The 26,629-nt window shown below is 35.9% G+C and carries 17 protein-coding genes and 1 tRNA gene; 6 read left to right on the plus strand and 12 right to left on the minus strand.

Going from position 1 to position 26,629, the window contains the following annotated elements; genetic code table 11:
* The first annotated feature begins 102 nt into the window (after window positions 1-102).
* Window positions 103-188 (plus strand) — tRNA-Leu (locus tag KF816_09735).
* 36 nt (window positions 189-224) lie between these two features.
* A complete protein-coding gene (locus KF816_09740) occupies window positions 225-467 on the plus strand; it encodes a GIY-YIG nuclease family protein (protein ID MBX3008294.1) in 243 nt (80 codons plus the stop codon).
* Between the two features lie 106 nt (window positions 468-573).
* Here the strand turns inward: KF816_09740 and KF816_09745 are convergent, their stop codons facing one another.
* The 7 genes from KF816_09745 to nifJ all read right to left on the minus strand — a co-directional run bounded on the left by KF816_09745 (window position 574) and on the right by nifJ (window position 11,413).
* On the minus strand, window positions 574-2,367 hold the full coding sequence (locus KF816_09745) for a DEAD/DEAH box helicase (GenBank protein ID MBX3008295.1): 1,794 nt from the start codon (window positions 2,365-2,367) through the stop codon (window positions 574-576).
* A 25-nt stretch (window positions 2,368-2,392) separates the two neighbouring features.
* Complete coding sequence (locus tag KF816_09750; protein ID MBX3008296.1) at window positions 2,393-3,568, minus strand: hypothetical protein; 1,176 nt, start codon at window positions 3,566-3,568, stop codon at window positions 2,393-2,395.
* Window positions 3,568-4,680, minus strand: coding sequence for a carboxylate-amine ligase (locus KF816_09755; GenBank protein ID MBX3008297.1), 1,113 nt, complete (start codon window positions 4,678-4,680; stop codon window positions 3,568-3,570). Before KF816_09755 ends, KF816_09750 begins: the two co-directional genes overlap by 1 nt.
* Window positions 4,681-4,698: 18 nt before the next feature.
* A complete protein-coding gene (locus KF816_09760) occupies window positions 4,699-5,655 on the minus strand; it encodes a hypothetical protein (protein MBX3008298.1) in 957 nt (318 codons plus the stop codon).
* Window positions 5,656-5,820: 165 nt separating this feature from the next.
* Entirely contained in the window at window positions 5,821-6,483 is a 663-nt protein-coding gene (locus tag KF816_09765) for an esterase family protein (GenBank protein ID MBX3008299.1), read from the minus strand.
* 269 nt (window positions 6,484-6,752) lie between these two features.
* A complete protein-coding gene (locus KF816_09770; protein MBX3008300.1) occupies window positions 6,753-7,751 on the minus strand; it encodes a dihydroorotate dehydrogenase-like protein in 999 nt (332 codons plus the stop codon).
* An 83-nt stretch (window positions 7,752-7,834) separates the two neighbouring features.
* A complete protein-coding gene (nifJ, locus tag KF816_09775; protein ID MBX3008301.1) occupies window positions 7,835-11,413 on the minus strand; it encodes a pyruvate:ferredoxin (flavodoxin) oxidoreductase in 3,579 nt (1,192 codons plus the stop codon).
* A gap of 392 nt (window positions 11,414-11,805) precedes the next feature.
* Here nifJ and KF816_09780 point away from each other — a divergent pair, with 392 nt between their 5' ends.
* Entirely contained in the window at window positions 11,806-12,648 is an 843-nt protein-coding gene (locus KF816_09780; GenBank protein MBX3008302.1) for a phosphodiester glycosidase family protein, read from the plus strand.
* A gap of 64 nt (window positions 12,649-12,712) precedes the next feature.
* Here KF816_09780 and KF816_09785 read toward each other — a convergent pair whose 3' ends face one another.
* From KF816_09785 to KF816_09805, 5 genes are all read right to left on the minus strand, one after another.
* Window positions 12,713-13,477, minus strand: coding sequence for a L,D-transpeptidase family protein (locus KF816_09785; GenBank protein MBX3008303.1), 765 nt, complete (start codon window positions 13,475-13,477; stop codon window positions 12,713-12,715).
* A 30-nt stretch (window positions 13,478-13,507) separates the two neighbouring features.
* Window positions 13,508-14,521, minus strand: coding sequence for a PorV/PorQ family protein (locus KF816_09790; GenBank protein ID MBX3008304.1), 1,014 nt, complete (start codon window positions 14,519-14,521; stop codon window positions 13,508-13,510).
* Between the two features lie 18 nt (window positions 14,522-14,539).
* Window positions 14,540-17,965 (minus strand): hypothetical protein, encoded by a 3,426-nt coding sequence (locus KF816_09795; GenBank protein ID MBX3008305.1) that lies wholly within the window; start codon window positions 17,963-17,965, stop codon window positions 14,540-14,542.
* A 17-nt stretch (window positions 17,966-17,982) separates the two neighbouring features.
* Window positions 17,983-20,715 (minus strand): TonB-dependent receptor, encoded by a 2,733-nt coding sequence (locus KF816_09800; GenBank protein ID MBX3008306.1) that lies wholly within the window; start codon window positions 20,713-20,715, stop codon window positions 17,983-17,985.
* 143 nt (window positions 20,716-20,858) lie between these two features.
* The gene (locus KF816_09805) at window positions 20,859-22,517 is read right to left on the minus strand and encodes a T9SS type A sorting domain-containing protein (protein MBX3008307.1); all 1,659 of its coding nucleotides are present in this window, start codon (window positions 22,515-22,517) and stop codon (window positions 20,859-20,861) included.
* Window positions 22,518-22,923: 406 nt separating this feature from the next.
* Between KF816_09805 and KF816_09810 the strand changes: the two genes are divergently transcribed.
* The 3 genes from KF816_09810 (at window position 22,924) to KF816_09820 (ending at window position 26,394) form a co-directional block, all read left to right on the plus strand.
* A complete protein-coding gene (locus KF816_09810; protein ID MBX3008308.1) occupies window positions 22,924-24,036 on the plus strand; it encodes a dipeptide epimerase in 1,113 nt (370 codons plus the stop codon).
* A 42-nt stretch (window positions 24,037-24,078) separates the two neighbouring features.
* A complete protein-coding gene (locus KF816_09815; protein MBX3008309.1) occupies window positions 24,079-24,915 on the plus strand; it encodes a serine hydrolase in 837 nt (278 codons plus the stop codon).
* 123 nt (window positions 24,916-25,038) lie between these two features.
* Window positions 25,039-26,394, plus strand: a complete 1,356-nt coding sequence (locus tag KF816_09820) for a T9SS type A sorting domain-containing protein (protein MBX3008310.1) — start codon at window positions 25,039-25,041, stop codon at window positions 26,392-26,394.
* Window positions 26,395-26,629: the final 235 nt, after the last annotated feature.

Raw genomic sequence — 26,629 nt, forward strand, 5'->3', positions numbered from 1 at the left:
ATTATGCTACAGATAAAAAAGAAATGGTTAAATGAGGAGATTTTTTTTGGAAATGCGCTCTAACTTTTATAGTTTTCGCTTCCAAAATATTGATACATAAATGCCGAAGTGGCGGAATTGGTAGACGCGCTGGACTCAAAATCCAGTGAGGCTCAAACCTCGTGCCGGTTCGAGTCCGGCCTCCGGTACTATAAGCTCAGTAATTCCAACTGAGCTTATTTCTTATGTACACTATATATGTAATAAAAAGTACTTCCAAAAAATTTGCTTATGTAGGATTCACTTCCGATTTAACTCGCAGACTGCATGAGCATCAATCCGGCTTCAATAGAAGCACTAAGCCTTTCCGCCCATTTAAGCTTATCTACCAAGAAAATGTAAGCACTTCAAAAGAAGCCCGTGAAAGAGAAAAATTTCTAAAAAGTGGCAGAGGTAGAGAGTTTATTAAGTCATTGAATAATGGATGAAGCAATAAAAAAATTTGGTCAAAAAATGGTTCTTGATCGCCAAGATTCAAAATTATGGTATGCAGGATAAAAGCTGATTTCTCAACAAAATCAGCTTTTATTTTATTTATTTAATTGCTTTAGCTCTTTCTACTAATAATCTTTTTTTACTGTTGGCGTTCATAGTTTCAAGTACATGATCAGCGTCTTTCAAAGGAACATTAAAAAATGAGAAGGCGTCATTTATTTGAATGCCGGTTATTCTTTCAGCAGTAATGCCAGTTTTTTTCTTCAGAAATTTTAGCAGATCATTAGCGTCCAAATCATCCTTTTTACCCATTGCTAAAAACATTCTGGCCTTTCCCTTATCCTCTTTGAATTTTTCGCCGCCTCTCCGTTCCGAGCCGCGTTCCTTTTGAGCTGAACCTCTTTCTCTACGGTCTCTTCCGCCTTCCCTTTGCTCCTTTCCGCCTCTTCTTTGATCTCTTCCACCCTCACTACGATCACTACCTCTCTCCCAGCGGTCATCTCCTCTTTCCCTGCCACCTCTTCCCCTTTCTCGTCGATCATCCCGTTTAAAGTCGGTTTTCCTCGCATCAAAAAGATCATTTATATGAGCATAGCTTCTTTCTTCCAATTCAGATTGATAACTGAATTTTATAAGCGCGGCAATTATATCTTTCGGTTCCCTCTTTTTTATTAGTTCATCCGCCAAGATATAATACTCTTCCTTAATTTCACCTTCTAGAATGCTAATTACTGAATTGAGTATTCGTTCTTTTTTATAAGTGATAACCTCAGATATTTTTGGAACTCTCTCTTTTCTTATTTCAGTTTTAGTAATGTTTTTTATAAAACTAAGTTTTCTAAATTCTTCAGGAGTAACAAATGTTATAGCTTTTCCCTTTTTACCAGCGCGACCGGTTCTTCCGATGCGGTGCAGGTATGATTCGGGATCCTGCGGTATAGAATAATTAATAACGTGTGTCAAATCGTATATATCCAAACCTCTTGCGGCAACATCGGTGGCAATTAGAACATTAACTTTTTTATTACGGAATTTTGTTAATATTTTTTCACGGACGCTTTGTGATATATCTCCATGTAAAGTATCGGCATCATAATCCCGTTCAGCCAGACGACTTGATAAATTATCCACATCTGCTTTTGTTCTGCAAAAAACTATTCCATAAAATTCTTCAGTGGTATCAATTATTCTGCAGATTGTCTCAAACTTATCAGATTCTCTCACCTCATAATAAATTTGATCTGTGAGTTCGGCGGTTTTACCCGATTTTTTTGTTTTAATAATTTCCGCATTCTTCATAAACTTTTTAGTTAGCTGAATAATCCGGTCGGGCATTGTTGCGCTGAACATCAAAGTTCTTTTATTCTTATTTGTCTGTGATAAAATATGTTCGATATCCTCAATAAATCCCATATTCAACATTTCATCAGCTTCATCAAGAATAACATACTGAAGATTATCTATTGCGAAACTTCCCCTATCCAAATGATCCATTACTCGTCCCGGGGTACCAACTATTACATCCAATCCTTTGCGGATATGTCTTAGCTGAATATCATATGATTGCCCACCGTAAATAGGGGCAACAAATATTTTCTTTTTTCCTTTCAAGGAATTAAATTCTTCCGCCACTTGAATCGCGAGTTCACGGGTAGGGACTAATACAATAACCGATACTTTCTTTCTTCCCTCCTCAATTTGATCAATAATTGGTAGGGCGAAAGCGGCTGTCTTTCCCGTTCCAGTTTGAGCCTGCCCAATAATATCCGACTCAGTTTCAAGAATAAGGGGAATAATTTTTTCCTGGATTTCAGTTGGTTCCTCAAAACCTTTTGAGTTTACTGCTTCGAGCGCGCTTTTTGAAAGTCCGAGCTCTTTAAATGACTTTTCCATATTTCTCTTCTTAATTAATAAATTTTTATTTGTGATACATTATGTTTGACCCCACCCATGTTTTCCCTTTATTAAAATCTACTCCCATCATTTTTCCTTTGCTGGTACGGAGTAAATTATTAACTAAAATGGGTTTTTCCTTCCATAAAAACATCATTCGAATTTCAGCTTTGGAATATCCATCTGGTGTTTTAATTAAAGGCATGTACTCTACTTTTTCCTGCAGAATGTAATTTTTTAAATCATTGATCTCAGATAGCATTTCCCTTTTCAGCTCAACCTTAACACCGGAACCGGCAAATGAGTATAATGGTTTTAATACGAATTCTTCTAAATTAATTTCATCAATAGTAGCTCCCTCAGCAGAATAACATTTCGGTGTAAATTCATTTTGAATAAAAGGAAGCGAGTGCTTGCTAATCTTAAAAAACCAATTAGGATGACAAACCCACTGTACATCCAGCTCATCTCTGAAATCAAATCCAAATTCTATTTTCTTTTTCAATAATTCATCAAAAATTACCCGGTTATATATTTTTTTGACCTCCGTTTTTATACCGTTCTTTAAATAATACAATTTATTTTTTTCTTTAATTATTTTGGTAACGCATACAGTTTCGATGCCTAATAATTTGCGTGTAATATGAAAATCGATTCTGGTTTTTTGTTTGTCTGGCTCAATCTCAAGCAGAATTACATTTTCTGGATCTTCATTACCTATAATGGTCTCTGTAAGTAATTTCTTGTAAGATTCGAAATTTAGATTATTAAAATATGATTGAAACCCTTCCGGAATTGAGTAGTGTTTTCTGTTAAACTTATCCAGCTCTGTTTGAAATCCATATAGTGAAGCGAAACCCTGAAGCTCAATTAATTTAGGAAAAGGCTCCCCCAATTGATCAGCTGTAATTGCAAAGTCGATTTGTAAAAATTCGGGGTGTGTACTTTCATTTGGTACAATCAGTTCTTTTGGAACCGCATTTTTACTTTTTACTTTAAAATCGTTAGACTGAAGGTAGCTGAGGATTTTATCTGAAGCTTCAATTAATTTTGATTTTAGTTTTGCATCAATAAATAAAGGGGTTTCGCAAATTCTAAAATCTTGTTCACCGTTAGTCCACCGCCAAATATCATTTAAGAAATTATTATAAGTCGATTCTTTAAATTCTTTATTATACTTATCCCTAATCGCGGAAATCATTAGATGGACAATCCCATATTTGTTTCCTCAACAATAAAATCGACTACCTTTTTGAGATCGTTAGTCTTCTCAAAAACCTGAAGCTGACGGTAAGCGCCGGTTCTCATTTTCAAAATTTCATGAACATAATTAATTTCATCACGGCTGTCTAATTCATCAACAACTTCATCAACAAAATCGAGCAGTTCATGAATTAAGTAAACTGTATCAACTTCGGCTTGTTTGCCAAAATCGATCATTTTTCCTTCTAAACCATAACGGGCGGCACGCCATTTATTTTCATTAATTAATAACCGTCGGTACAATCTAAAACCTAAATTTTTCTTTAATAACTTATGAAGTTTAACTACAACAGCTTGAATTAAAGCAGCGATTGCAATGGTTTCATCAACTCTCATAGGAATATCGCAAATACGAATTTCGAGAGTACCGAAATATGGATGAGGTCTTACGTCCCACCAAATTCTTTTTGCGTCATCAATACACCCGGTTTTAATAAGCATATTAACATAATGATCAAACTCACCATAACTGTTAAAATGATCCGGAATTCCGGTTCGAGGAAACCGGTCAAATATCTTTGTTCTATATGATTTGAATCCGGTTTTTCTTCCTTTCCAAAATGGAGATGATGTAGACAAAGCAAAAATGTGAGGAAGAAAATAGCGTAAAGCATTCATTATATGTATTGAATCTTCCTTATCAGTAATTCCAATATGAACATGCAAACCAAAGATTAAGTTTGCGCGAGCTACATCCTGCATATCTTCTACTACACCATGATAGCGGGGGTGATTTGTAATTTTTTGATCCTCCCACCGCGAAAATGGATGAGTACCCGCTGCCGCAATTTCGAGTCCGTGCGATTTAGCGATATTCGCCAAACTGCTTCTAAGCTTTGTAACTTCTCTACGGGCATGTTTAATATCTTTGCAAACCTCAGAGCCAACCTCAACTACCGACTGGTGCATTTCAGCTTTAACCTGCTCTTTGAGGAGCATTTTGCCCTCATCGAGAATTTGTTCGATATGAGATTTTAATTCGCCCGTTTTAGGATCAATAATTTGAAACTCTTCCTCAATGCCTATTGAAAACAATTTATCTTGATTCATATTAACCTCGAGGCCGATTTATATTAAAGGCTTATTATTTACAAAAGAAGAAACAAAATTACCCCACGTTAAATTGTTCTCTCCCGGTTTATGATTTTTTGCTCTATTAATGGCCATTACTGCACTCTTTTCAACTACCCATTCAAAATTTTCTTCTCCAACCGATTTGAGATCGGCATCGGGAGCCGGATTACAAAAATCTATTGCTATAGGAATTCCATCCCGAACCGCAAACTCTACAGTATTAAAATCGTAACCCAAAGCGTTATTTAATGCAAGAACATACTTTTCAATAGTCTTTAGAAGTTTTGCCTCAACGGGTTTAGGATTTTTAACATATCTAAATTCGTGTGCGACTTTAGGATCGTATTGCATAATTCTTACATCTTTTCTATCAATACAATAACATCGGAAATAATCTTCAAATTCGATTGCCTCCTGCAGCATCATCACTAATCTGCCGGTTTCATTGTATGCTTTGAAGAAATCATCTGAGTTATCAAGTTTGTAAACATTTTTCCATCCCCCACCGGCAAATGGTTTGAAGAATGCGGGGAAACCAATGTAGGAGAATATTCCTTCCCAATCCAATGGATATTCCAAATTGCGGAATGATCTTTCATTGGTATCTTCCGGGTGCTGGTTTGATGGAAGCAGAACAGTTTTAGGAACCGGTACACCAATTTTTACAGCCAGCGCATTATTGAAAAATTTTTCATCCGCGCTCCACCAAAATGGATTATTAATTACAGATGTTCCCGAAATAGCAGCGTTTTTTAAATATCCCCTATAGAATGGAACATCTTGTGAAATCCTATCAATCAACACATCATACTCAGTTGCTTCACCTTGAACCACTTTATTTATTTTCGCCAGTTCGGAACTAATTCCAATTTCTTTTTTGGAGTTTACACGATCTACAAAAGCTTGAGGAAATGTGTTTTCTTGACCAAATAAAATTCCTATTTTTTTCATGATGCCCTCTTTATAGAAATTTAAGTATTAGTTGCTAATTCATTTTTAAAATAAATAGTCTCATTAATAGTCATTAAGTCATTCATTGTCATTGGGTTATTTATTGTCGTTGAGTCATTTGTAGTCATTGAGTTATTAATTTTCATTCATTGAGTCATTGTATAATTAAATCATGGAAAGGTAATGAGGGAACATTTTTTTCCACCATTGCCAATCATGACCTGTATTTTGCCTTATATCGAGCCAGTGAATTATGTTTTTACTAGCGAGAATTCCAGACATTCTTTTATTTTCTTCGAGACACATATCCCACTCGCCGGTACCGAGTACAATTCCCATCTCTTTAATATTTTTAAGAATTACCTCATCCCCTAAATTGGGCATATAATCGGGGGGATTATTGAAATAGCAATTATCATCATAATGACCATGAATAAATTGCTTAATATCGAAAGCGCCACCCATAGAAAAAAGATAGCCGATTTTTCCGGGATGTTTGAAAGCAATATTTAACGCATGATAACCGCCAAAACTGCATCCGGCAACCGCAACTTTTGGCGATTCTGATTCGTAAATTGCGAAATCAATAACATCATGCAAAATAACTTGTTCGTATGCCATATGTGTTTTAACCCTATCAGCCGGATGAATATCGTAATTATACCAGCTCATCCAGTCAATGCTGTCGGGGCAATATATTTTGATTTTACCCGCTTCAATTAATTCGGCGGCGGAATCGATCAATCCGAAATCCTTATTCTCAAAATATCTTCCCTTTGAAGTAGGAAATAAAACTACAGGGTAGCCCGCATGTCCGAATACTAGCATTTCGAAATCGCGGCTTAAATATTGAGTGTACCAGCGATGATAGAACTCTTTCATAATTATCCGAAGAATGTTTAAATGCTTTAATTAAATAAAGTTACAACGAATTTAATCAATTTTATTGAGGCAGTCCACAACAATTAAATCCTGGTAGCTTTTGGATAACTGGCTAGATTTATTTCACTGAGGAGAAATCACATTCAATTTTCTTTTAAAAAATAGAAACGCCCTTTAGGACGTTTCTATTTTATCACTAATATAATAATCACAAATTAGAAATGAGTTTTATAGCTCTGTAAAGTTTTCATATAGTTAGCTCTTTCAAATGCAGCCGGTTCAGCAACTGATTTTTGACTCATACTTCCCTTCATTTGCTGAATTGATTCATACTCATTTTCTGTCATCCACTGCTCAACACCGTTCAATATTTCTGTAACGCGATTTGGACCATGCATCAATAATTCAGAAGCAATCATAGCACAATCGGCACCAGCCATCATAATCTTTATGACATCCAAATGATTATGAATACCGCTAGTAGCACCCATAGAAGCTTTAATATTGCCATATAAAATTGATATCCATCTTAATGGTAATCTCATTTCCCAGTTTGTACTTAGTAATAAATTTGGTACAACTTCTAATTTTTCAAGATCAAAATCGGGTTGGTAAAAACGATTAAATAATACTAATGCGTCAGCGCCGGCATTATCTAATTTACGAGCCATATTCGACATTGAAGTGAAAAATGGACTTAATTTTATTGCTACGGGAATTTTAACATGCTTTTTAACTTCGGTTAATACATCAACATACATAGTTTCAATTTCAGCGCTGCTAATATTCTGATTTGTAGCCACATAATAAACATTCAATTCTAAGGCGTCTGCGCCAGCTTGTTCAATATTTTGAGCGTATTTAACCCATCCGCCGCTGCTAACACCATTCAAGCTGCCAATCACCGGAATACTTACAGATTTTTTAAGATTAGCAATATGATCTAAATATTGGTAAGGTGTGAGTACAAATTGCTCAGGTTCCGGAAAATATGAGGTAGCTTCAGCAAAAGAATCGGAATGATAAGAAAGGTAATGATCCAATTCTCCCGATTCATGAGTAATTTGTTCTTCAAATAAAGAATATACAACAATTGCCGATGCACCTGCATCCTCCAATTTTTTAACAGTATCAACATTCTGAGAAAGCGGCGAAGCCGATGGCACGATCGGGTTCTTTAACTTCAAGCCCATATAAGTTGTTGATAGATCCATTTTATCTCCAAATTTTAATTTTCAATTTTTAAGTTGAGAAGGCAATTTTTAATCACCTTCCCTAATTTATTTTCTTATCAGTATTAATTTGTCTCATCTTTTTTTGCTACTTCAAAAGAGGCCATCTGCTCGTAGAATTTCCATTTTTTCAATACTTCTTCTTGAGCTAATCCTAATAATTCCTTCGCTTCTTTCGGATGAGATTTTGTGAGCATCTTATATCGTGTTTCATTATACAGATAATCTTCCAACTTAATTTTTGGAGCTTTAGAATCTAACTTTAATGGATTTTGTCCCGCTGCCAAATTATTCGGGTTATATCTGAATAGTGGCCAGTGACCGCTATCTACGGCAAGTTTTTGGCTATCCATTCCTTTGGCCATATTGATACCGTGAGCGATACAATGACTGTAAGCAATAATGATTGATGGACCGTCAAATGCTTCAGCTTCTAAGAAGGCGCGGAGTGTTTGAACATCATTAGCGCCCATCGCTACTTTTGCAACATAAACAGATCCGTAGCTCATAGCCATCATAGAGAGATCTTTTTTAGCTGTAGTTTTGCCAGCAGCGGCAAATTTAGCAACCGCTCCAAAACTTGTTGATTTCGACATTTGTCCGCCAGTATTTGAATATACTTCAGTATCGAGAACTAAAACATTTACATTTTTACCTGAAGCGAGCACGTGATCTAATCCACCATAACCAATATCATAAGCCCAGCCATCGCCACCAATAATCCAAACCGATTTTTTAACCAGGTAGTCGGCAACTTCGAGAAGTTTTTCGGCATCTTTGGATTTTATGCCTGCCAATTTTTCTTTAAGCGAATTAACTCTTTCTCTCTGTTCATAAATTGCGGCTTCATCTTTTTGATCAGCGTTTAACAAACCATCTACTAAATCGCTTCCTATTTCATTTTGAAGTCGAACCAATAATTCCTTGGCAAACTGAGTTTGTTTATCGATTGAGAGGCGCATTCCCATTCCAAATTCAGCATTATCCTCAAATAAAGAATTTGACCAGGCTGGCCCGCGTCCATCTTTATTTACTGCGTATGGGGTTGTTGGCAAATTCGCTCCATATATAGAGGAACAACCGGTTGCGTTCGCAATAACAGTTCTATCACCAAATAATTGTGTAACTAATTTAACATAAGGAGTCTCTCCGCAACCAGAGCATGCACCAGAGAACTCGAATAATGGTTGTTGTAACTGTTGAGCTTTTATGACACCAGTATTTATAAGTCTTCTGTCTAATTCGGGTATAGATAAAAAGAAGTCCCAATTTGCTCTTTCTTGTTCCCTTACTGGAATTTGATGAACCATGTTAAGTGCTTTTAGTTTTGTCTCTTTTTTATTTTTAGCGGGACATACTTCAACACAAAGTTCGCAACCTGTGCAATCTTCAACTGCAACTTGAATTGTGTACTCATAACCTTCCGGAAAATCTTTGCCTTTTGCGGGCATATGCTTAAATGCAGCCGGTGCGTTAGTTAATAATGATTTATCGTATGCTTTAATTCTGATTGAAGCGTGAGGACAAACCATGGCGCATTTACCACATTGAATACATACATCTGGATCCCAGGCCGGAACTTCTAAGGCAATATTTCTCTTCTCCCATTGCGTTGTTGCTGATGGGAATGTTCCATCAACCGGCATCTGACTTACTTTAATCTTATCTCCTTTACCTTCCATCATTTGAGCTAGTACTTCTTGAACATAAGCTGGAGCTTTAGCAGAAACGATTGGAGGAAGCTCAATTGTGCTTGTTGTTTTTGCCGGGATTTCAATTTTGTGCAGATGTTCCAAAGTCTGATCAACAGCGCTATAGTTTTGCTTTACAATTTCTTCACCTTTAGAACCATATGTTTTTTTGATCGCATTTTTGATTTGGTCTATTGCTTCATCTTTTGGTAAAATTCCAGAAATAGCAAAAAAGCATGTCTGCATAATTGTATTTACTCTGCTTCCCATTCCGGTTTTTTGAGCAACGGTATATCCATCAATTACGTAGAAATTTAGTTTTTTATCGATAATTTGTTGCTGAACTTTTCTTGGTAAATTATTCCAGGTTTCTTCTGTGCTGAATGGTGAATTAAGAAGGAATGTACCACCTTCAACAATTTGACCGAGTACATCGAATTTCTCAAGCAATCCAAATTGGTGGCATCCTACAAATTTTGCAGCTTGAATTAGATAGGTGGAACGGATCGGCTTTGAACCAAAACGCAAGTGAGATACTGTTGTGGAACCAGATTTTTTGGAATCGTAAACAAAATAACCTTGAGCGTAATTCTCTGTTTCCTCACCTATAATTTTGATTGAGTTCTTATTTGCTCCGACTGTTCCATCTGCTCCTAGACCGTAGAATAAACATCTTACAACCTCATTACCTTCAATTACAAAATTTTCATCGTACTCTAGACTGGTAAATGTAACATCATCAATAATGCCGACCGTAAATTTATTTTTTGGTTCATCTAATTTTAGATTATCAAATACAGCTTTTACCATAGCCGGAGTAAATTCTTTTGACGAAAGACCATATCTTCCACCAACTACCTTTGGCATTTTGGCAAACGGTGGATTATTAGAAGCCATTGCTTCAGCCAATGCTGTAACTACATCTAAATAAAGAGGTTCGCCTATTGCACCTGGCTCTTTAGTTCTATCTAATACAGAAATTTTTTCTACTGATTTTGGAAGGGCTTCGATAAGATGTTTTGATGAGAATGGACGGTATAATCTTACTTTGAGTATGCCGACCTTTTCCTCCATTCGTTCGGATAAATAATCCACAGTTTCTTGAGCGGTTTCAGCACCAGATCCCATTAAAATCACAACTCTTTTCGCATCGGGAGCACCGTAATAGTCAAATAATCTATACTTTCTTCCAGTAATTTTCTCAAAACGATCCATAGCATTTTGTACAATTTCAGGGCAAGCATTGTAAAATTTGTTCACTGTTTCTCTTCCCTGGAAATAAACATCAGGGTTTTGAGCAGTACCTCTGATTACTGGATGTTCTGGATTTAAACCTCTCTCTCTAAACTCTTTAACATATTTATCATCAATCATATTTCTGATGTCATCATCGCTAAGTTCTTCTATTTTAGTAACTTCATGAGATGTTCTAAAGCCATCGAAAAAGTGAACAAATGGAATTCTTGATTCTAGAGAAGCGGCATGGGCTATAAGTGCTGTATCCATCACTTCTTGAACAGAATTCGAGCATATCAGACCAAAACCGGTTTGACGAGTTGACATAACATCACTATGATCCCCGAAGATAGATAATGCTTGTGCCGCGATTGATCTTGCACTTACATGAAATACTGCTGGTGTTAATTCACCTGCAATCTTATACATGTTTGGAATCATTAAAAATAAGCCTTGTGAAGCTGTAAATGTTGTAGTTAAAGCTCCAGTTTGAAGAGAACCATGTACTGCTCCGGCTGCACCCCCTTCACTTTGCATTTCTGCTACGTAAGGAACTGTACCCCATATATTTTTAATATTAGCTGCTGACCATGCATCCGATAATTCACCCATTGTTGAAGAAGGTGTTATCGGATAAATGGCAATAACTTCACTTAGACGGTAAGCCACATGAGCGGCGGCTTCATTACCATCAATCGTTATTTTTCTTCTTTCCATTTATTCCTCTAATTATGTTGAAATTGTTTTTGTGAGTCAACCTTGTTGAGCATGACTCTTTATTAATTAAACTTTTCGCCTCTTAAGTGAACATTTATAGTAATATCAGACATTTTAACCTCTCAAATACCTTGCCATTAAATAGAGCCTATTATCTCATTTTTAGAGGCATTTTTGTAGAGTTAGTTACACTTCTTTCCAAAATCTGAAATAAGGGGAATTATTGCTCTTAATTTTAGGAAATATTTGCAAAAATACGACAAAGATGACCCTAAAATCAATTGATCGAGCTTAAATTTAGGCTTGATTACTTGTCCTAAATGGCTAATTATTAAAATTAACCGAATATCGTTAACTTTCACCCACTTTTTAATCATATTTAGTTAATATCAATGGGCCATAAAATAAAATACTCCCTACTATTAATAGTCATTTTGTGCTTGCAGATTGTTGCGCAGGTATCAAAACCATTCAATTTTAATCAGGTAATTGAAAAGGATTCACTGCTTTTTAAACAAATAAGTACCGATTCCCTTCTTGAGAGCAAACAGATAATCTCAATATTGGCCTTTCAGAAAAATCCGGGAAGTAGATACAAATTAGAATTTTCTTACGATAGTAAAATCTTGATGCCGACAAGTAAATTTGCTGAATCGAGAAATGCGGTTGCGGCAATAAATGGTGGATTTTTCGATATGAAAAAAGGTGGAAGTGTTTCTTACTTTGAATTGAATGATTCGATTATAAACTACACGCATGATTCAGAATCACGCTTGGCGAAACAGAATTCCATATTTAATGGAGTCATCATTTTCACAAAAGAAAATGAAATATTAATTCAACCATTTAGAGATGAACAATACTACGAAATGTCGAAAGATGAATCGGCAGTGTTGCTAACCGGTCCTCTTCTATTAATTGATTCGGCAAAAGTAAAACTTCCTGTTGGTGATTTTCCTAAAAGAAGAAATCCCCGAACATTTTTCTGTTTAACCGATTCTTATGTAATTCTAGTAACTGTTGATGGTAGAAGCGAAAAAGCTTATGGAATGGACCTTTTTGAAGCACAAGAATATTTATTGAGTATAGGTATAAAATACGCTATAAATTTAGATGGGGGCGGCTCTACAACAATGTGGTTAAAAGATAGAGGTGTTGTAAATAACCCCAGCGACAAATCAGGTGAAAGACCGGTCTCTAATGTGCTGTTAATTTTGGATAAGAAGAATAATTAATGGGGAAAATAATTTAGAGCAAATTTGCCTAATAACAATCTGGTTTGAATACATACCCAGTTTACTAGGGCAATTTCCAGACAATTTTTAATTTTTGATATTCACTAGATGGAAGCTGGACCAACAGCGGAAACTTTTCCTCATCCAACCATTTAATCATCTCGAAAAGTAAATCCTCACTTAAAACTGCGCATCCAGCGGTGGGGCTATCTTTGCTATCAGTAATGTGAAAAAATATACATGACCCACTCCCCTTAATTCTCGGTTCCCTATTATGATTAATCACAACACCCCATTTATATAAATTGTTGGATAGTTTCATTCTCTCCCTACTTTTCCAATCGGGATTTGAGATCATCGTACTATCCACAACTAAATTGTAATACTCTGAGATTGGGTCATCGATACAAAAACAATTCGAGTTAGCATAAATATAGGGCATCTTTAAATATGATACATTCTTGGGTTCTTCATAGCCGTAAACTGAACTTAGAATAAAAGCACCCGCCGGTGATTTACCATCCCCCTCCCTTTTTATCGGGCCATCACTCATATTAGAACCATGCATTCCTATTCCCCATGCTAGCCCAGTTTTACCGATAGTAATTGATATTTCTTCTGTAATTGATTTCCAGCAGTATCCCAGTTTTTCTCTTTCGTAATAGATCATCTTGCCTTTTGTTGAAGCCCAATCATCCGTTATCACTACAACGAGTTGTCTTGAATTACTGGTGGGATTTTTTAGCTCAGATAAATCTTGAGCCCCAGTAATAAATGGGATGACCAATAAGATAAAACAAAAAACTGCTTGGAATAATTTATTATTCAATTACAATTCCATATTAACTAATAGAGATTTTTAGAATACAATTCCAACAGAGAAATAATGAACACTGTTAAGCTTTCCAAAATCCTGGTAAGCGTAATCAACTTTTAATTTAACAATACCGAATGTTCTATAATTAAATCCTACTCCTAGTGTCAGCCCTTTTTCAGAATCAACCTCAAAGAGTGAGTTGTATCCGGTTCTTAAAAACAAAATTTCATTCCAAGCAAATTCGAGTCCGGTGTTAATATATTCAGAATTATCATTTGGGTGAATTGCATCTATATCAGCTGTTAATCTTGTACTTCCACTTTTAATTACGTCGGCTGAAATTCCGAATCTAAATATTAGTGGGAGGTCAAACTTATCTAGTTCAATATTGGAGTTAATGAGATTTTCATTTCCCGCACCGGAGGAATGAATTACAGTTACATCGCGACCTGCTAATTGCATCTTGGTTCCAAAATTTGAAATACTTGAAGCAATTCTCAATTCATTCAATACTGGTATTTTATAAAGAGTGCCAACATCAATAGCGAAACCAGAAGCATTCATATGCCATAAGTTTTCGGTAATATACTTTACATTAAACCCAATTGAAAAGTTTGTAGTGAGAAATCTGGAGTAGTTTAATCCCATAACCAGAGTATTAAAAGTAAAAAGTTCACCAGTACCTTCCGGATTTTCTATAGTTCTTACTTTCATTTCATCCATTGTTAATACTGAAACAAACGCACCTATTGTACCGAATCCGGAAAGATTAGTAGCAAATGCAGCAAAATCATGCTTAACATCAGCAAATAATTCAGTATGATTAAATACTGCCTCACTATTACTAATGTTGGCCGTACCACCCGGGTTCCAAAAAATAGCGGAGATATCATCGGCAACAGCGGTGAATGCGCCTCCCATACCAATTGCCCGGGGTCCAACATTATATTTTAGAACCTGGGCAGAGGTTGTACCGGTTTTGGTTGTTTGAGACATTGCTATCCCACTCAAAAAAAGTACAAGCAAAATTATTAGTTGAAAATTATTTTTTTTCATAAAGACTCCCGCAAGTAATTACTTTATAAGAGCAAACTTAATTAGCTTTTCACCTATTTCAGGTGCGTCAATATGTGCTACATAAACACCGTAAGCAACACTAAAACCATCTTTGTTTAGCAGATTCCAAAATTCACGACCATTTTCATGACCGGTCTCATGATTGAGAGTAGTAACTAACTCACCACTTAATGTATAAATGCGAATCGTACATTTCATTGGTAAATTTTCGAAATAAATTCTTCTCTCACCTCTATTCTGCCCCTGTAATTTATTTGCCGGTTCAATTTCATTTGCACCGATATAAGGATTTGGAACTACATAAATATTATCAAGATTATTAGCGGCATCTTCATTTTTTACAAATCCAGCTTTAGTTTGGATTTTGAATACATCATTTGTAGTGAACGGTCTTTTAGTGTATAGATAGAGTATATCTCCGGGTCCAGGTATTCGAGAGGGTTGTGTAGCCGATGCAGATACTAACAAACTCCATGCAATCGGAGAACCGGTACCGCCCGGAAATCCGGTTTTATAAAAAACTATTTCCTCACCAACAGTCCATGTTGAATCATTCGAGCTAACCGCTTCTTGAAGATTTGTGAACACTTCAACCGGTATTCCCGTTGTAACGTCATCAACCCTATATTTAACGGGGATATCAATGAATCCTTTACCAACAACAAATTTCTTTGCTGTTGAAATCGGTTTATCGGAAAATGTCACTATGTAATCAGCCGGTTCGGCTCGTGGATTTCCGGCAGATCTCAAGTAAAGACGGAAAGGCAGATCAATATTTGAAGACCAGTTTGATCTTTCAGCGTCGAAAGAAAGAACTGGAGAATCTTTCACTTTGAGTAAGATTCCATCAAATACAGGATTGGAATCTTCTCCATTTAATGCCCTGCTTTGAAATATTTTAAAGTTCATATATGAAATAAAATACTCCTTAGCTTCCTGCATTGAACTTCCATCTGTCCTTTTAATTGAACCCTTTTCAAAATTCAATTCATAATCCTTACCTAATACAAATACATTTCCCGCGGCATCTGTCACTTTTAATGAAGCATCATTAATCAAATTACCTTGAGATAAGTTGGTGAATTTTGTGCCATATAAATAAAATGATTCTTTGCTAACCTGCTCACCGAGAACAGAATAATTTTTCGAACGAACCGGTTTACCTTCAGTATATAACGTATCGCTGAATCTGAGAGTATACTTATCTTCTTTAATATCGAGATCATTCAAAATGGTAAAATTCACATTTCCATTTCCAATTCCGGTTAAATGCTGAACATCAGTCGATTTAATTGCCGGGCGGTTATATCCGCTCACCCGGGGACCAGGAATAACCTGAACGGTGTTATCAGCAAATAAAAGATTACCTGTAATTGGGTCTGATGAAATTTTCTTTGAGGTTTCTGATGGAGGAATTCCTAATGAATCTCCATGATCATAGGCCACTACAGCATAATAATAGGCCTGACCATTTCTAACTTGATTTGAATCAACGAAAGTATGAACTAATCCCGAATTATCTCCCAAATAATAGTTAATACCTCTTCCCGAATATGGAACTGGATGATAGCCTTTCCAATTATTTCTAAGATCCCATTTGGCATCAAATCCCTTTAAATCCTTTAACGGAGAATATAAAAATTTAGCTCCCTTACCATCGGTTATTGTTTGAGCGTCTGCAAAATCGGGACGAGTACTTCTATAAATAACATATCCTTCAAAATCCTGCCCTGTAATTGGATCAATACTTTCTTCTGCGCTTGAGTCCCAGAATAGAGTAACCTTTTTATCATCGGGGACAGCGGTAACTTTAGGCAGACTAGGAGGACGGAAGAATCTGTAATTTTTGTTATATATATCTTGAACAGTTTCTGCAGTAGTTAAAAGATCGTTAAGGTCTTCTCCGAAAAGAAATGCCATTGATATTTTTTTAGTTTCACCAGGGGCAAGTGAAATATAGCCGGAACTAAAAATAAAAACTATATCCTGGTTTTGAGTAATCTCGCTGAAACTACCCGGTTTTGTTGCTTCCCATATCTCCTCATCATAAGCAATTCTTAAATCGGTTGCCCATTGAGAACTTTTAAAACTTGTTAAGCCAATTTGATCTGCTTCATCGAGATCAGTATAACCAAAATTAGGTTCGCCGGGTAATAATGGATCTGGTCTTCCGTCAGGCAATCTTTTACCGAGAGTGGGGATGCCGTCTCCTTCGCCAATATCACCGGTATTAGGAATTCCATCCATACCCACATCATCTGTTTCAAGATTCCAATCACCATCTTCATCAATATTATTATCCTGTCTCTCGTCAATCATACCATCGCCATCATTATCTATTCCATCATTTGGATTACCTGGTGATTCAAGAAATTTACATCCAAGGTAACCTAATTTTCTTCCGGCATCGCCAATCCCATCGGGATCAAAAAAGTAAACCATGTTACGTGCGTAGAGTGGTACTTTAGTATCATAAGGAGAAATAAATAAACCATTATCATCTTTGTTATCGGCTCCTCCAATATCGGGATCGCCATAAATTCCGAACATTACGCTGTCCAAATTTTTATCACTAACATTAGTAATTGACCAGACAAAAAATATTGAGTTAGCAGCCAATGAATTACTCCATTGAAATGCTCTTCCGTCTATCTGAACGCCAATACCCTGCCTGGATTTATCATTATTATATGGATAGTAATTAAACTCTTTATTATCACGATCATCCATGGCCCAAAAGACTTCAAGGTCAGCGTTATTCTCTCCTTGGGTTAAGTAACCTGGCCATATATATTGCCCGAATGTTTCATTATACCATTCTCGCGGCCAGCTATCTGGCTTTCCGTCACGATCAGAATCAAATCCGGGATTTGATGCAATGTTAGGTTGATTTGGATCGGCATAACCGGGAAGTGGTTGCCATTGCCATTTAAATCCGGTAGCTGGATCAATCTCTCTTAAACCGGGTCTATCATAATCATTCATACCATCTGTAATAATTCGAATCCGCTTTCCATTATCATCTGTAACCGAAGCGCCAACTATTGGACAAAATTGAAAAATGTATGGCGCATCTCTCCAAATCAAGTTCGTGATTTCTCTTATTCCACCATAACCTGGAGCAATTCCCCCATAGTTTTCAATTTCTACCGATACATTATTGCCATTCATAAAAAATGATTTTCTATCCGAATCGGCCATTAGTTTTACTAATTTTTTGTTAGAGTATTTATCCATACCACTATTATCTTTATTAGTATTTACTGGTGAGTTTGCATATTTCAATTCAAGCAAGTTTTTAATCTCTTGATGCTCTATTGATCTTCTCTGTTTAACCGCTTCTGGCTGTGCTACTGATGAGCTAAAGTTGAGAACTAGTAAACCAATTACTAATGAAATACTCGATAATTTTATTTTAATCATTTGCCACTCCATAAATTTCAATTAACTTCTATTGAAAAACCAACTCTAACTTCTCTAGGTGTAGAGTAGTAATTTGGTCTGTTGAAGTATTCATTTGCCGATTTAATACTAGGGTATTTTTGTGAAATTAAATTAGTAGCCTGCGGGCCCCCTTTTGATTCTTCGAGAGAATAGCTTGCTCTTCCGGTATCATCATAAACAAATCGCTCATTATGAGTATCCAATAAATTAAATACTTTTAAGAATATGGTCACTGAACTTGTTTTAGTAAATTCAAATGATTTATTAAAGAGAAGATCTACTGAAGCATAAAAAGGTTTTCTTTCACTATTTGTGCGCAGATAAATTTGTTGCTCATAAAGTCGTGGTGAATATGGAAGTCCTGAAGCAAGCGACGCGGTGATTGTTGCATTCCAATCTTTACTATTGCCGAAAGAGATTACTCCATTTAAAGTATGAGTCTGATCCCATCCAAGGGGCACCGGAATTTTTTCACTTTGTCTTCCCGATTGCAAATCAATAAAAAATGCATCGGCACCGGTTTCATTACCCTCGGCGAACTGGAATGTATAATCGAGTGACGCGCCGAAAAGATCCTCATTCATTTTTCGTTTATTAATTGAAAATGTGATTCCTTTTATATTGCCATAATCTTTGTTTACATACTTTTGATAAATAGAATTACTGCTTATTCTAATTTGTTGTATTGCCAAGAGATCACGAACGTCTTTATAAAAACCGGTTACATTAAACGCGATTGATTCATCCAACTGCTGCTGGAGACCAATTTCATAAGTCACGGTGCGTTCAGGATTTAAGTTAGCGTTTCCATAGACAGGCTCATTTGCTATATCCTCAAAATCGGGGTTAGTATATAAAAACCGGTATGGAGGCAATTGATAGAAATGACCATATGAAAAATGTATTATTCCCCTATCAGTTATTGGGAATGAAATACCAAGTCGTGGACTTATAGTAAACTTTCCTTCGGCATCTGTTAAATTTTGAGTTGGTTTAAACTGATCCGGCGCGTAAACTGCGTTCGAATTAAAATAATCCATTCGAAGTCCGGCATTAAGAATCATATTATCGAATTCCATCTTATCCTGCAGATAGCCTGAGAACTGTTGGGGTGATCTTGAATAAATATCAATAGAACCTTTTTGGCTAACCGGATTTGGTATTGTGGGAGTTAAATATCTATTTCTATCTCTGAGGATTTCAAAGTAAGTGTAATCCATTGTATCCCACTTACTCTTCAAACCAAATTTTACTTCGTGCTGAGTAGTAATTTGGCTTGTGATATCAAACTTTATTTCTGTTGTGTATGAGCGCTGATAAAAATGCTCAGGTTGTGTACCACCTGAAACAAACGTATAACTGCTATAGCTATTGTTTTTATCTTCGGGCTGGTACCGTGGATCTGCAGAATATAAACCAATGTCCATTCCTGGATGAAAGGATACTTCATTTCCAGATGCATCAAGCAAAGGGAAAAGGTATCTCTTAAAGTCATATACGCTGTAAGATCCTTTTAATGAAAAGAAAGTGCTGTTGCTAACCGCGTGTCTATATTCTAACGAATTGATTAATCCCCATTGAAATCTTTGGTAGTTGGCATCGGGATTATATTTAAAATCATGATCGTATGATTGATAATCGGAATTGGAATAGATCACATCGTAATTAATTTTTATTACAGGCAGAGGCTTAAAAGTCAGCTTTGCTGTCGCGTTAATATCGATACTTGGATTCATGGAGATGACAGAATTATCACCGGTTTGCGCGATGTTTAAAACATCAGCCCGAAGCGGATCCCGTGAAAGTGAATCGAACGGAGTGTGCTGTCTTATTCCATAAAGATAACCTTTGTCGTTATCATATCTGCCCGATAAAAAGAAGGAAAATTTATCATCTAAAAATGGTACCGGTCCGCTGAATGTTCCCTCAACAACTTGATTGTTGATTGGATTAATATCATCAATATTATAAAAGATATCTTTTGCAGAGCTTACATAATCTCCGGTGTAGTATGATAATGAACCGCTATATTTTGAACCGCCCTCTTTGGTAACAGAATTTACAATTCCACTAAGAGCATTGCCATATTCGGCGTTGAAGGTTCCACTGACAACAGTCAATTCTTGAATAGCGTTAGTAGAGATTTGAACAGTGCGCCCGAAATCAAATGGATTGACCGCCGAGACATCATTAATATTATATGAAATTTCAGTTGATCTTCCACCGCGGATATGTAGCTCACCACCTGATCCTCTCGTTATGCCGGCTTGAAGAGCTAATATTTGCGAAATATTTTCGACGGGCAAGGATTTAATTTGAGAATCATCAAATGATGTTTGAGAGGAAGTTAAGTCTTTACGAATAAGAGGTCTTTCTGCCTCAACTACAACAGCTTGAAGATTTATATCTTCAATCTGGAGCTGAACATCAATGCGCGTCGTGAAATCGCTCGAAACTTTGATATTTGTTATCGTTTTCTTCTGATAACCGATACCGCTGAAAATTAGAGAGTATGTTCCCGGCTCAATATTATTAATCACATAATTTCCATCAGCATCACTCGCAGCACCTTGAGTAGTACCTTGAATAACAATATTAATACCGATTAGAGCTTCACCTGTACCGGCTTCAATTACCTTTCCGGCAATCTTACCTGTAATTCCGGCATAAAGATTTATTGAGTAGAGACAAAGTAAAATTATAAAAAAGGCTGATAAAAATTTTTTCATCGTTACCTCAGTACCATAATTAAATGTGTAAAATCGTACTGTAAATTTTAAAACAGTAGTTATTAATATTAAAGAAAGAGTTATCAGAATATTCTTATATAAATGATATTAATATTCTGACAACTCTTAAAAAACAAATTCGATTACTTTAGAAGCTGCATTTTTTTAGATACGATATTATTTCCGCTGGTTAATCTATAAATATAGATACCACTTGCCAAATTTCCGGCATCAAAGTTTACTACATAAGTACCGGCAGAATATAATTCATTATCAATTAATATGGCTACTTCTCTTCCAAGCAAATCGAACACTTTCAATTCTACATCAGATGAGTGCAAAATTCCAAATTTAATTTGTGTAGAAGGATTGAATGGATTAGGGAAATTTTGCTCTAAGAAAAAGTCAGCTGGAATATTTTCTGAGATACGTTCAACAGATACAGGTGTAAACTGAGCATCAAGAATTACAATTGGCATCGGGTCATCATTAGAATTGCCTCTTGTATATCCTTGAGTATAAAGCACTTCATCGGAAGCATCACCATCAACATTAGCAACAACTACAACGTCCATATCTCCTCTTTTATCCCAATATGCCGAATCAATGATAGATGTAACATAATTAAATGGGTTAGCTATATCTCCGCCCTGATATTCAACTCTAAATATAGGCACTTTTGTTGAGTTATTCGCGTCATCACGCGCTGCGAAAACAAAATCCAATTTTCCGTCGCCATCAAGATCACCGGCATCGGCTCCATTTAATCTAACAACTCCAAGACTCTCAACATCAGTAATTTCAGTAGAAGTTAATGTATCTGCTACTTGCTGGAGCAACCAAACTTTTGCTCCCTGACCTTTAGCGGAGCCCAGCCATTCGGCTAGTAATATTTCATTCTTCCCATCTTTATTTATATCAACAATTTTTGCTCCTTTGAATGATGAGTTACCGCCAGCTATACCTCTTTGAACTTTGGGAGTTTGCCAAGCATTATTTGCATACTTTACTCCAAATACTCTTCCGCCGGTACCACCATCAAATAGATACACAACAGAGCCAATCACGGCTACATCATATTTGGAAGATGAGCCTGTAAATTCAGCTACACCTTGTCCAGAATGTTCAACAGTCCATGTTTCAGTTCCGCCTCCAAGATCAGGAATATTATTTACTGATAAAACTCCAAACCACATTTGAGGAGCTGCTGTTGATCGATCAGAAAAAATTAATTCATCTTTACCATCGCCATCCGGATCTGCGATTACAAACTTGAAAGGTCTGATATTAAGTCCCGCACCAGGTAAAATATTGGTTGCTGCATTTGGCATAAAACCACCCAAACCATCAGATACGCCCATATTATCACTTCCATCGCCAGGGTATTCATAGACTAAAATTCTTGGTACATCTGGGTAGGGACTATAATTAACTGGAGCCCAATAGATTTCTGGTTTACCATCTTTATCAAGATCGCCCCAAGTAAATGCGGGCCATGTATTTTGAAGTGTTAATGGTGCAGTTGCCGACCATACTGAATCCCAAGTTGATGTGGTTCTGTTCCATTCGAATTTATAAATTCTTGGAATCAATTCGTAATCGCGATCAACCATATTAGTGTTGCACGCGTAAATTTCGGGATTTCCATCTTTATCAAAATCAACGCCGGCAATAATTCCACCGAATCCACCTTCTTTGCCAGATGGTTCCTTAATCAAAGCTGTGCGGTTAAATAATTGTGCGTTTATTTGTGTGATGAAGATGAGAGTGAAAAACATAAATATAATAGAGAATCTTTTCATAAATGGTACCTCCTATTTATTGATGGTAATTTATTTTTATTGAATGCACTGCTTCAAAACTTTTGCCCATAAAACCGTAAGTAAAGTCGAGTGGATAAGCAAATAATCCTTAGTAATTTTTATATCAAGTAAAACTTATAAAAGTAATTGATTTTGCTTTCTGTATAATTTAGTCTTTGTATTATATAAGAGGTAATGTTAGTTGTCGCTTCATGTTGCCCATAATTAGACTTTTGATTGCCTTCACTATTCAACTTAATAATTTTTATTATGAAACACTAAATTTTTTAGAAAATAATTATAAATCGATTTTGATTATGAAGAATAGTTATTTTAAAGAAGTCCTTAATATCTGACTATAAAATTTATAGCAATTATTAATCTCAAAATTTGAGGAGAAGAATTGATGAGTGACCAAATTAAGATTACCAGCATTGAAATCTACAAAGCCGATATCCCCTTTCATGAACCTTTCAGAATAGCTATTATGGAAATTACTTGCGCTCAAAGTGTATTCATTAAAATAAATACTAATAAAGGTATTTATGGAATGGGGGAAGCAAATCCATATTGGGGCATCACCGGGGAAACTCAATCAATAAATCTGGCTGCTTCGGTTGATTTGGCAAAATTGCTTTTAGGAAAAGATCCGCTTGATATTGAGCAGAGAAATAAGGAGATGAATAAGTATCTAACATTTAACAGTACAATCAGAAGCGCTTTTGATATGGCTCTTTATGATATCGCAGGCAAAGTAGCCGGGCTTCCCCTTTATTCATTATTAGGTGGAGGGAAAAGAATTTTTTGGACCGACAATACTATTAGCATTGGCTCCCCCGAATATGTTTCTAAAAAAGCAGTCGACTATATGAATATGGGATTTCAGGCAATAAAAGTAAAACTTGGAACCACTAAAGAACTTGATGTAGCCAGAATAAAAAGTATACGTGAGGCAATTGGTGATAAATTACCAATTCGAATTGACGCCAATCAAGGATGGAACTATCACACTGCAGTAGCAACTTTAAAAGAATTAGAACAATATGGAATTGAATATTGTGAACAGCCAATAGCGCACTGGGATCATGAAAATCTTAAAAGGATTAGAGAGAAAACAACTATAGCTATTATGGCAGATGAATCTCTATTTGATCATCATGACGCGTATAAATTAGCCGCGAGTGGATGCTGTGATTATTTCAATATCAAACTTTCCAAATCGGGCGGAATAGAAAACGCATTAAAGATTAACGCAATAGCCGAAGGTGCTGGAATTAAATGTATGCTGGGGTGCATGACAGAAACAAGACTGGGACTTTCTGCCGCGGCGCACGTTATTAGCGCGCGGAATAATATTCAATATGCCGATCTTGATGGATATTTATTTATGAAAGAGGATCCGATAATAGGCGGCGCTCAATATAAAGTTGGTGAGATTACAATAACCGATACTCCCGGTCATGGCGCCGATGTTGATCCGGCTTTCCTTAAAAAATGTGAGAAGGTTATTATCAAGTAATTTAGTGAGTAATACTTTATTAAATAATTGAGAATCAGCTTAATGTGGAAATCAATAATTATTATAATTGGGTTAATAATGTTAGCTCCGTTGAAAGCTCAAACCATTGATGATATTAAAGAATATATAGATTCGATAAAAGATTCGGTAAAGATTTCCTTCATCGCGCAAAATGAATTGGGTGATATTTTAATTTCTGAAAACCAGATTAAAAAAATTCCTTCTGCCAGTATGATCAAAGTTCCAATTCTTGTAACCCTTTTTGAGGAGAGGAATAAACACAATATCAATCTTGATGAACTATATAAAATTAAGCGTGAGGATATTGTTGGAGGAAGCGGTGAATTAAATTTTGATTCAGTCGGAAAAGAATTTACAATTTTCTACCTCGCTAATGAGATGATTAGAGTCTCGGATAATTGCGCTACAAATATCCTCATCAAGAAACTGGGCCTTAATAAAATTAATAAATCGATCAAGGAAAAAGGATTAGATTCAACCAAGCTAAATAGATTGATGATGGATTTTGGCGCTGTTAAAGAGGGACGGGAAAACTATACATCGGTCTCAGATATGAATAAACTATTGTTAGCTATTTACGACAGCAGCATTTTTCCAAAAAGTACAAATGATACAATAGTTACTATTCTGAAAGGCTGTACCGATAAAAATAGAACGGCCCGAAATCTTCCCCCTAATATTGAAGTTGCCAATAAAACCGGGAGTCTTGATTATGTATGCGGAGATGCCGCTATTATCTTCTCTCCAAAACCAATCATATTAAGTGTGGTGATTGAAAACTTTAGCTCTGAAGTTCATGCAGAAATAATTATGGGAGAGCTTTCCAAATTAATAGTAAAAGTTTTTGGAGGAATTTAACACAGTTTTAATTTATTATTGCACTCGCAAACTCTTTATAGTTACAAAAAGTATCTTCTGCTATAATCATCTTCTGCCAAACAGCAATGGTGTTTAGTAGAATTATTTGAAAGAAAACAATATATGCTCAATAAATTAGTTAGATACATCTCCCTACTGACATTCTTCTTACTTTCAGAATCTTTGATCGCTCAAATCTACCCTGATCAATTTTATGAAATGAGGATTGATTCAATAATTGCAAAGATTGAATCCAGCCAGAATATAAAAATTAGTCTTGATGGAAAATCTATCATCCTCGATGAAACTTCACTTGATGGTTATATTATTTTGAAAGAACAGAGTTCACTAAATTTATTTAATCAAGGGTTACCTTCCTACAATGGCAAAGCATCGGGTGATAAGGGAAGTTTTAAGGTACAGATGAGATTTCCCTATTTAAATAGCTGGTCCCCCTGGCTAACGGTTGGTTACTGGAAAAATAATATTTGGTCAAGTTACGGACTCACAAGTTATGGTGGTGGTTATGTTGATATAGATTATGTGAAGTTGAATTCATACATAAACAAATGGCAATTTAAGGTAATACTAACCAGAAGTGATATTGCCACTCCTTCCCCATCAATTCATAAGCTTAGTTTTTTTGTCAGTGATTCAAGAACTACCAGCAACGTAAATATCAATCAATTGGTAAATGATAAACCTGAGGCAATATTTATTCCTACAAGTTTTGTTTATCAATATGGAGTTGATCCGGTTATTGGAAAAGATATCTGCTCTCCCAGTACCGTATCGATGATACTAAAGAGTTACAATATTCCGGTTGATACATATACTTTTGCTGTAGCCACTTATGATCCATTCCATAAATTATTTGGGGTTTGGCCACGTGTTGTTCAGAACGCTTCTGAATTTGGATTAGATGGCGCGGTAACCCGTTATAGAAATTGGAGCGAAACTAAAAAAGTTTTAGATGCCGGGGGGCGTATTGGAATGTCGATCGGTCAACCTCTTTATGCAGGGCATATCGTTATGCTTGCCGGTTTTTCTAGTAATGGCAGTCCAATAGTTCACGATCCAGCCAAATCTTCCGGGCAGGCTTATCTTCACGATAAAGCAAAATTATCGGAAGCCTGGTTTGCTAAAGGTGGAATTGCCTACACGTTTTATCCTTCTGAAAACATTGTCACTGTGAATGATAATTTAGAATTACCGGTTAGTTATGAACTATTTCAGAACTTCCCCAACCCATTTAACCCACAGACTATTATTGGTTATCAAATTTCAAGTAGCGATTTTGTTAGCTTAAAAGTTTATGATATTACAGGTCAAGAGGTTGCAACCTTAGTAAATGAAAATAAATCTCCCGGCAGATATGAAGTTCTTTTTGACGGCTCAAATTTAGCGAGCGGAATCTATCTTTATAGATTGCAATCGGGTAACTTCTCACAAATCAAGAAATTTGTATTGATGAAGTAGTAACGATGAAGTAGGTTTATTGACATTTCTGTTCATAATTAGTTGAAATAAATGCATCATTTTGTCCAAAAATATGATAATTAGGGGCACTTAAGTGTCAAATTAGTGCACATTTTTGCATATTATTTTAACCAATTTTCTCCAATAAGCTCAAATTTAGTTTATTTATTGGTTTTTTTATTTTTTTTGATCCTCCCCCCCTACCTTCATTCTTACTTAAGGCAAAATCTCATGC

This window comes from Melioribacteraceae bacterium, from assembly GCA_019638015.1.
Taxonomy (GTDB): domain Bacteria; phylum Bacteroidota; class Ignavibacteria; order Ignavibacteriales; family Melioribacteraceae; genus JAHBUP01.

What these genes read in the sequence shown, in the direction of transcription:
- KF816_09795 (MBX3008305.1), bottom strand. Translation starts at nt 17,965, where the DNA reads ATGATTAAAATAAAATTATCGAGTATTTCATTAGTAATTGGTTTACTA.
- KF816_09745 (MBX3008295.1), bottom strand. Translation starts at nt 2,367, where the DNA reads ATGGAAAAGTCATTTAAAGAGCTCGGACTTTCAAAAAGCGCGCTCGAA.
- KF816_09780 (MBX3008302.1), top strand. Translation starts at nt 11,806, where the DNA reads ATGGGCCATAAAATAAAATACTCCCTACTATTAATAGTCATTTTGTGC.
- KF816_09790 (MBX3008304.1), bottom strand. Translation starts at nt 14,521, where the DNA reads ATGAAAAAAAATAATTTTCAACTAATAATTTTGCTTGTACTTTTTTTG.
- KF816_09820 (MBX3008310.1), top strand. Translation starts at nt 25,039, where the DNA reads ATGCTCAATAAATTAGTTAGATACATCTCCCTACTGACATTCTTCTTA.
- KF816_09740 (MBX3008294.1), top strand. Translation starts at nt 225, where the DNA reads ATGTACACTATATATGTAATAAAAAGTACTTCCAAAAAATTTGCTTAT.
- KF816_09765 (MBX3008299.1), bottom strand. Translation starts at nt 6,483, where the DNA reads ATGCTAGTATTCGGACATGCGGGCTACCCTGTAGTTTTATTTCCTACT.
- nifJ (MBX3008301.1), bottom strand. Translation starts at nt 11,413, where the DNA reads ATGGAAAGAAGAAAAATAACGATTGATGGTAATGAAGCCGCCGCTCAT.
- KF816_09770 (MBX3008300.1), bottom strand. Translation starts at nt 7,751, where the DNA reads ATGGATCTATCAACAACTTATATGGGCTTGAAGTTAAAGAACCCGATC.
- KF816_09815 (MBX3008309.1), top strand. Translation starts at nt 24,079, where the DNA reads ATGTGGAAATCAATAATTATTATAATTGGGTTAATAATGTTAGCTCCG.
- KF816_09810 (MBX3008308.1), top strand. Translation starts at nt 22,924, where the DNA reads ATGAGTGACCAAATTAAGATTACCAGCATTGAAATCTACAAAGCCGAT.
- KF816_09805 (MBX3008307.1), bottom strand. Translation starts at nt 22,517, where the DNA reads ATGAAAAGATTCTCTATTATATTTATGTTTTTCACTCTCATCTTCATC.
- KF816_09755 (MBX3008297.1), bottom strand. Translation starts at nt 4,680, where the DNA reads ATGAATCAAGATAAATTGTTTTCAATAGGCATTGAGGAAGAGTTTCAA.
- KF816_09800 (MBX3008306.1), bottom strand. Translation starts at nt 20,715, where the DNA reads ATGAAAAAATTTTTATCAGCCTTTTTTATAATTTTACTTTGTCTCTAC.
- KF816_09750 (MBX3008296.1), bottom strand. Translation starts at nt 3,568, where the DNA reads ATGATTTCCGCGATTAGGGATAAGTATAATAAAGAATTTAAAGAATCG.
- KF816_09760 (MBX3008298.1), bottom strand. Translation starts at nt 5,655, where the DNA reads ATGAAAAAAATAGGAATTTTATTTGGTCAAGAAAACACATTTCCTCAA.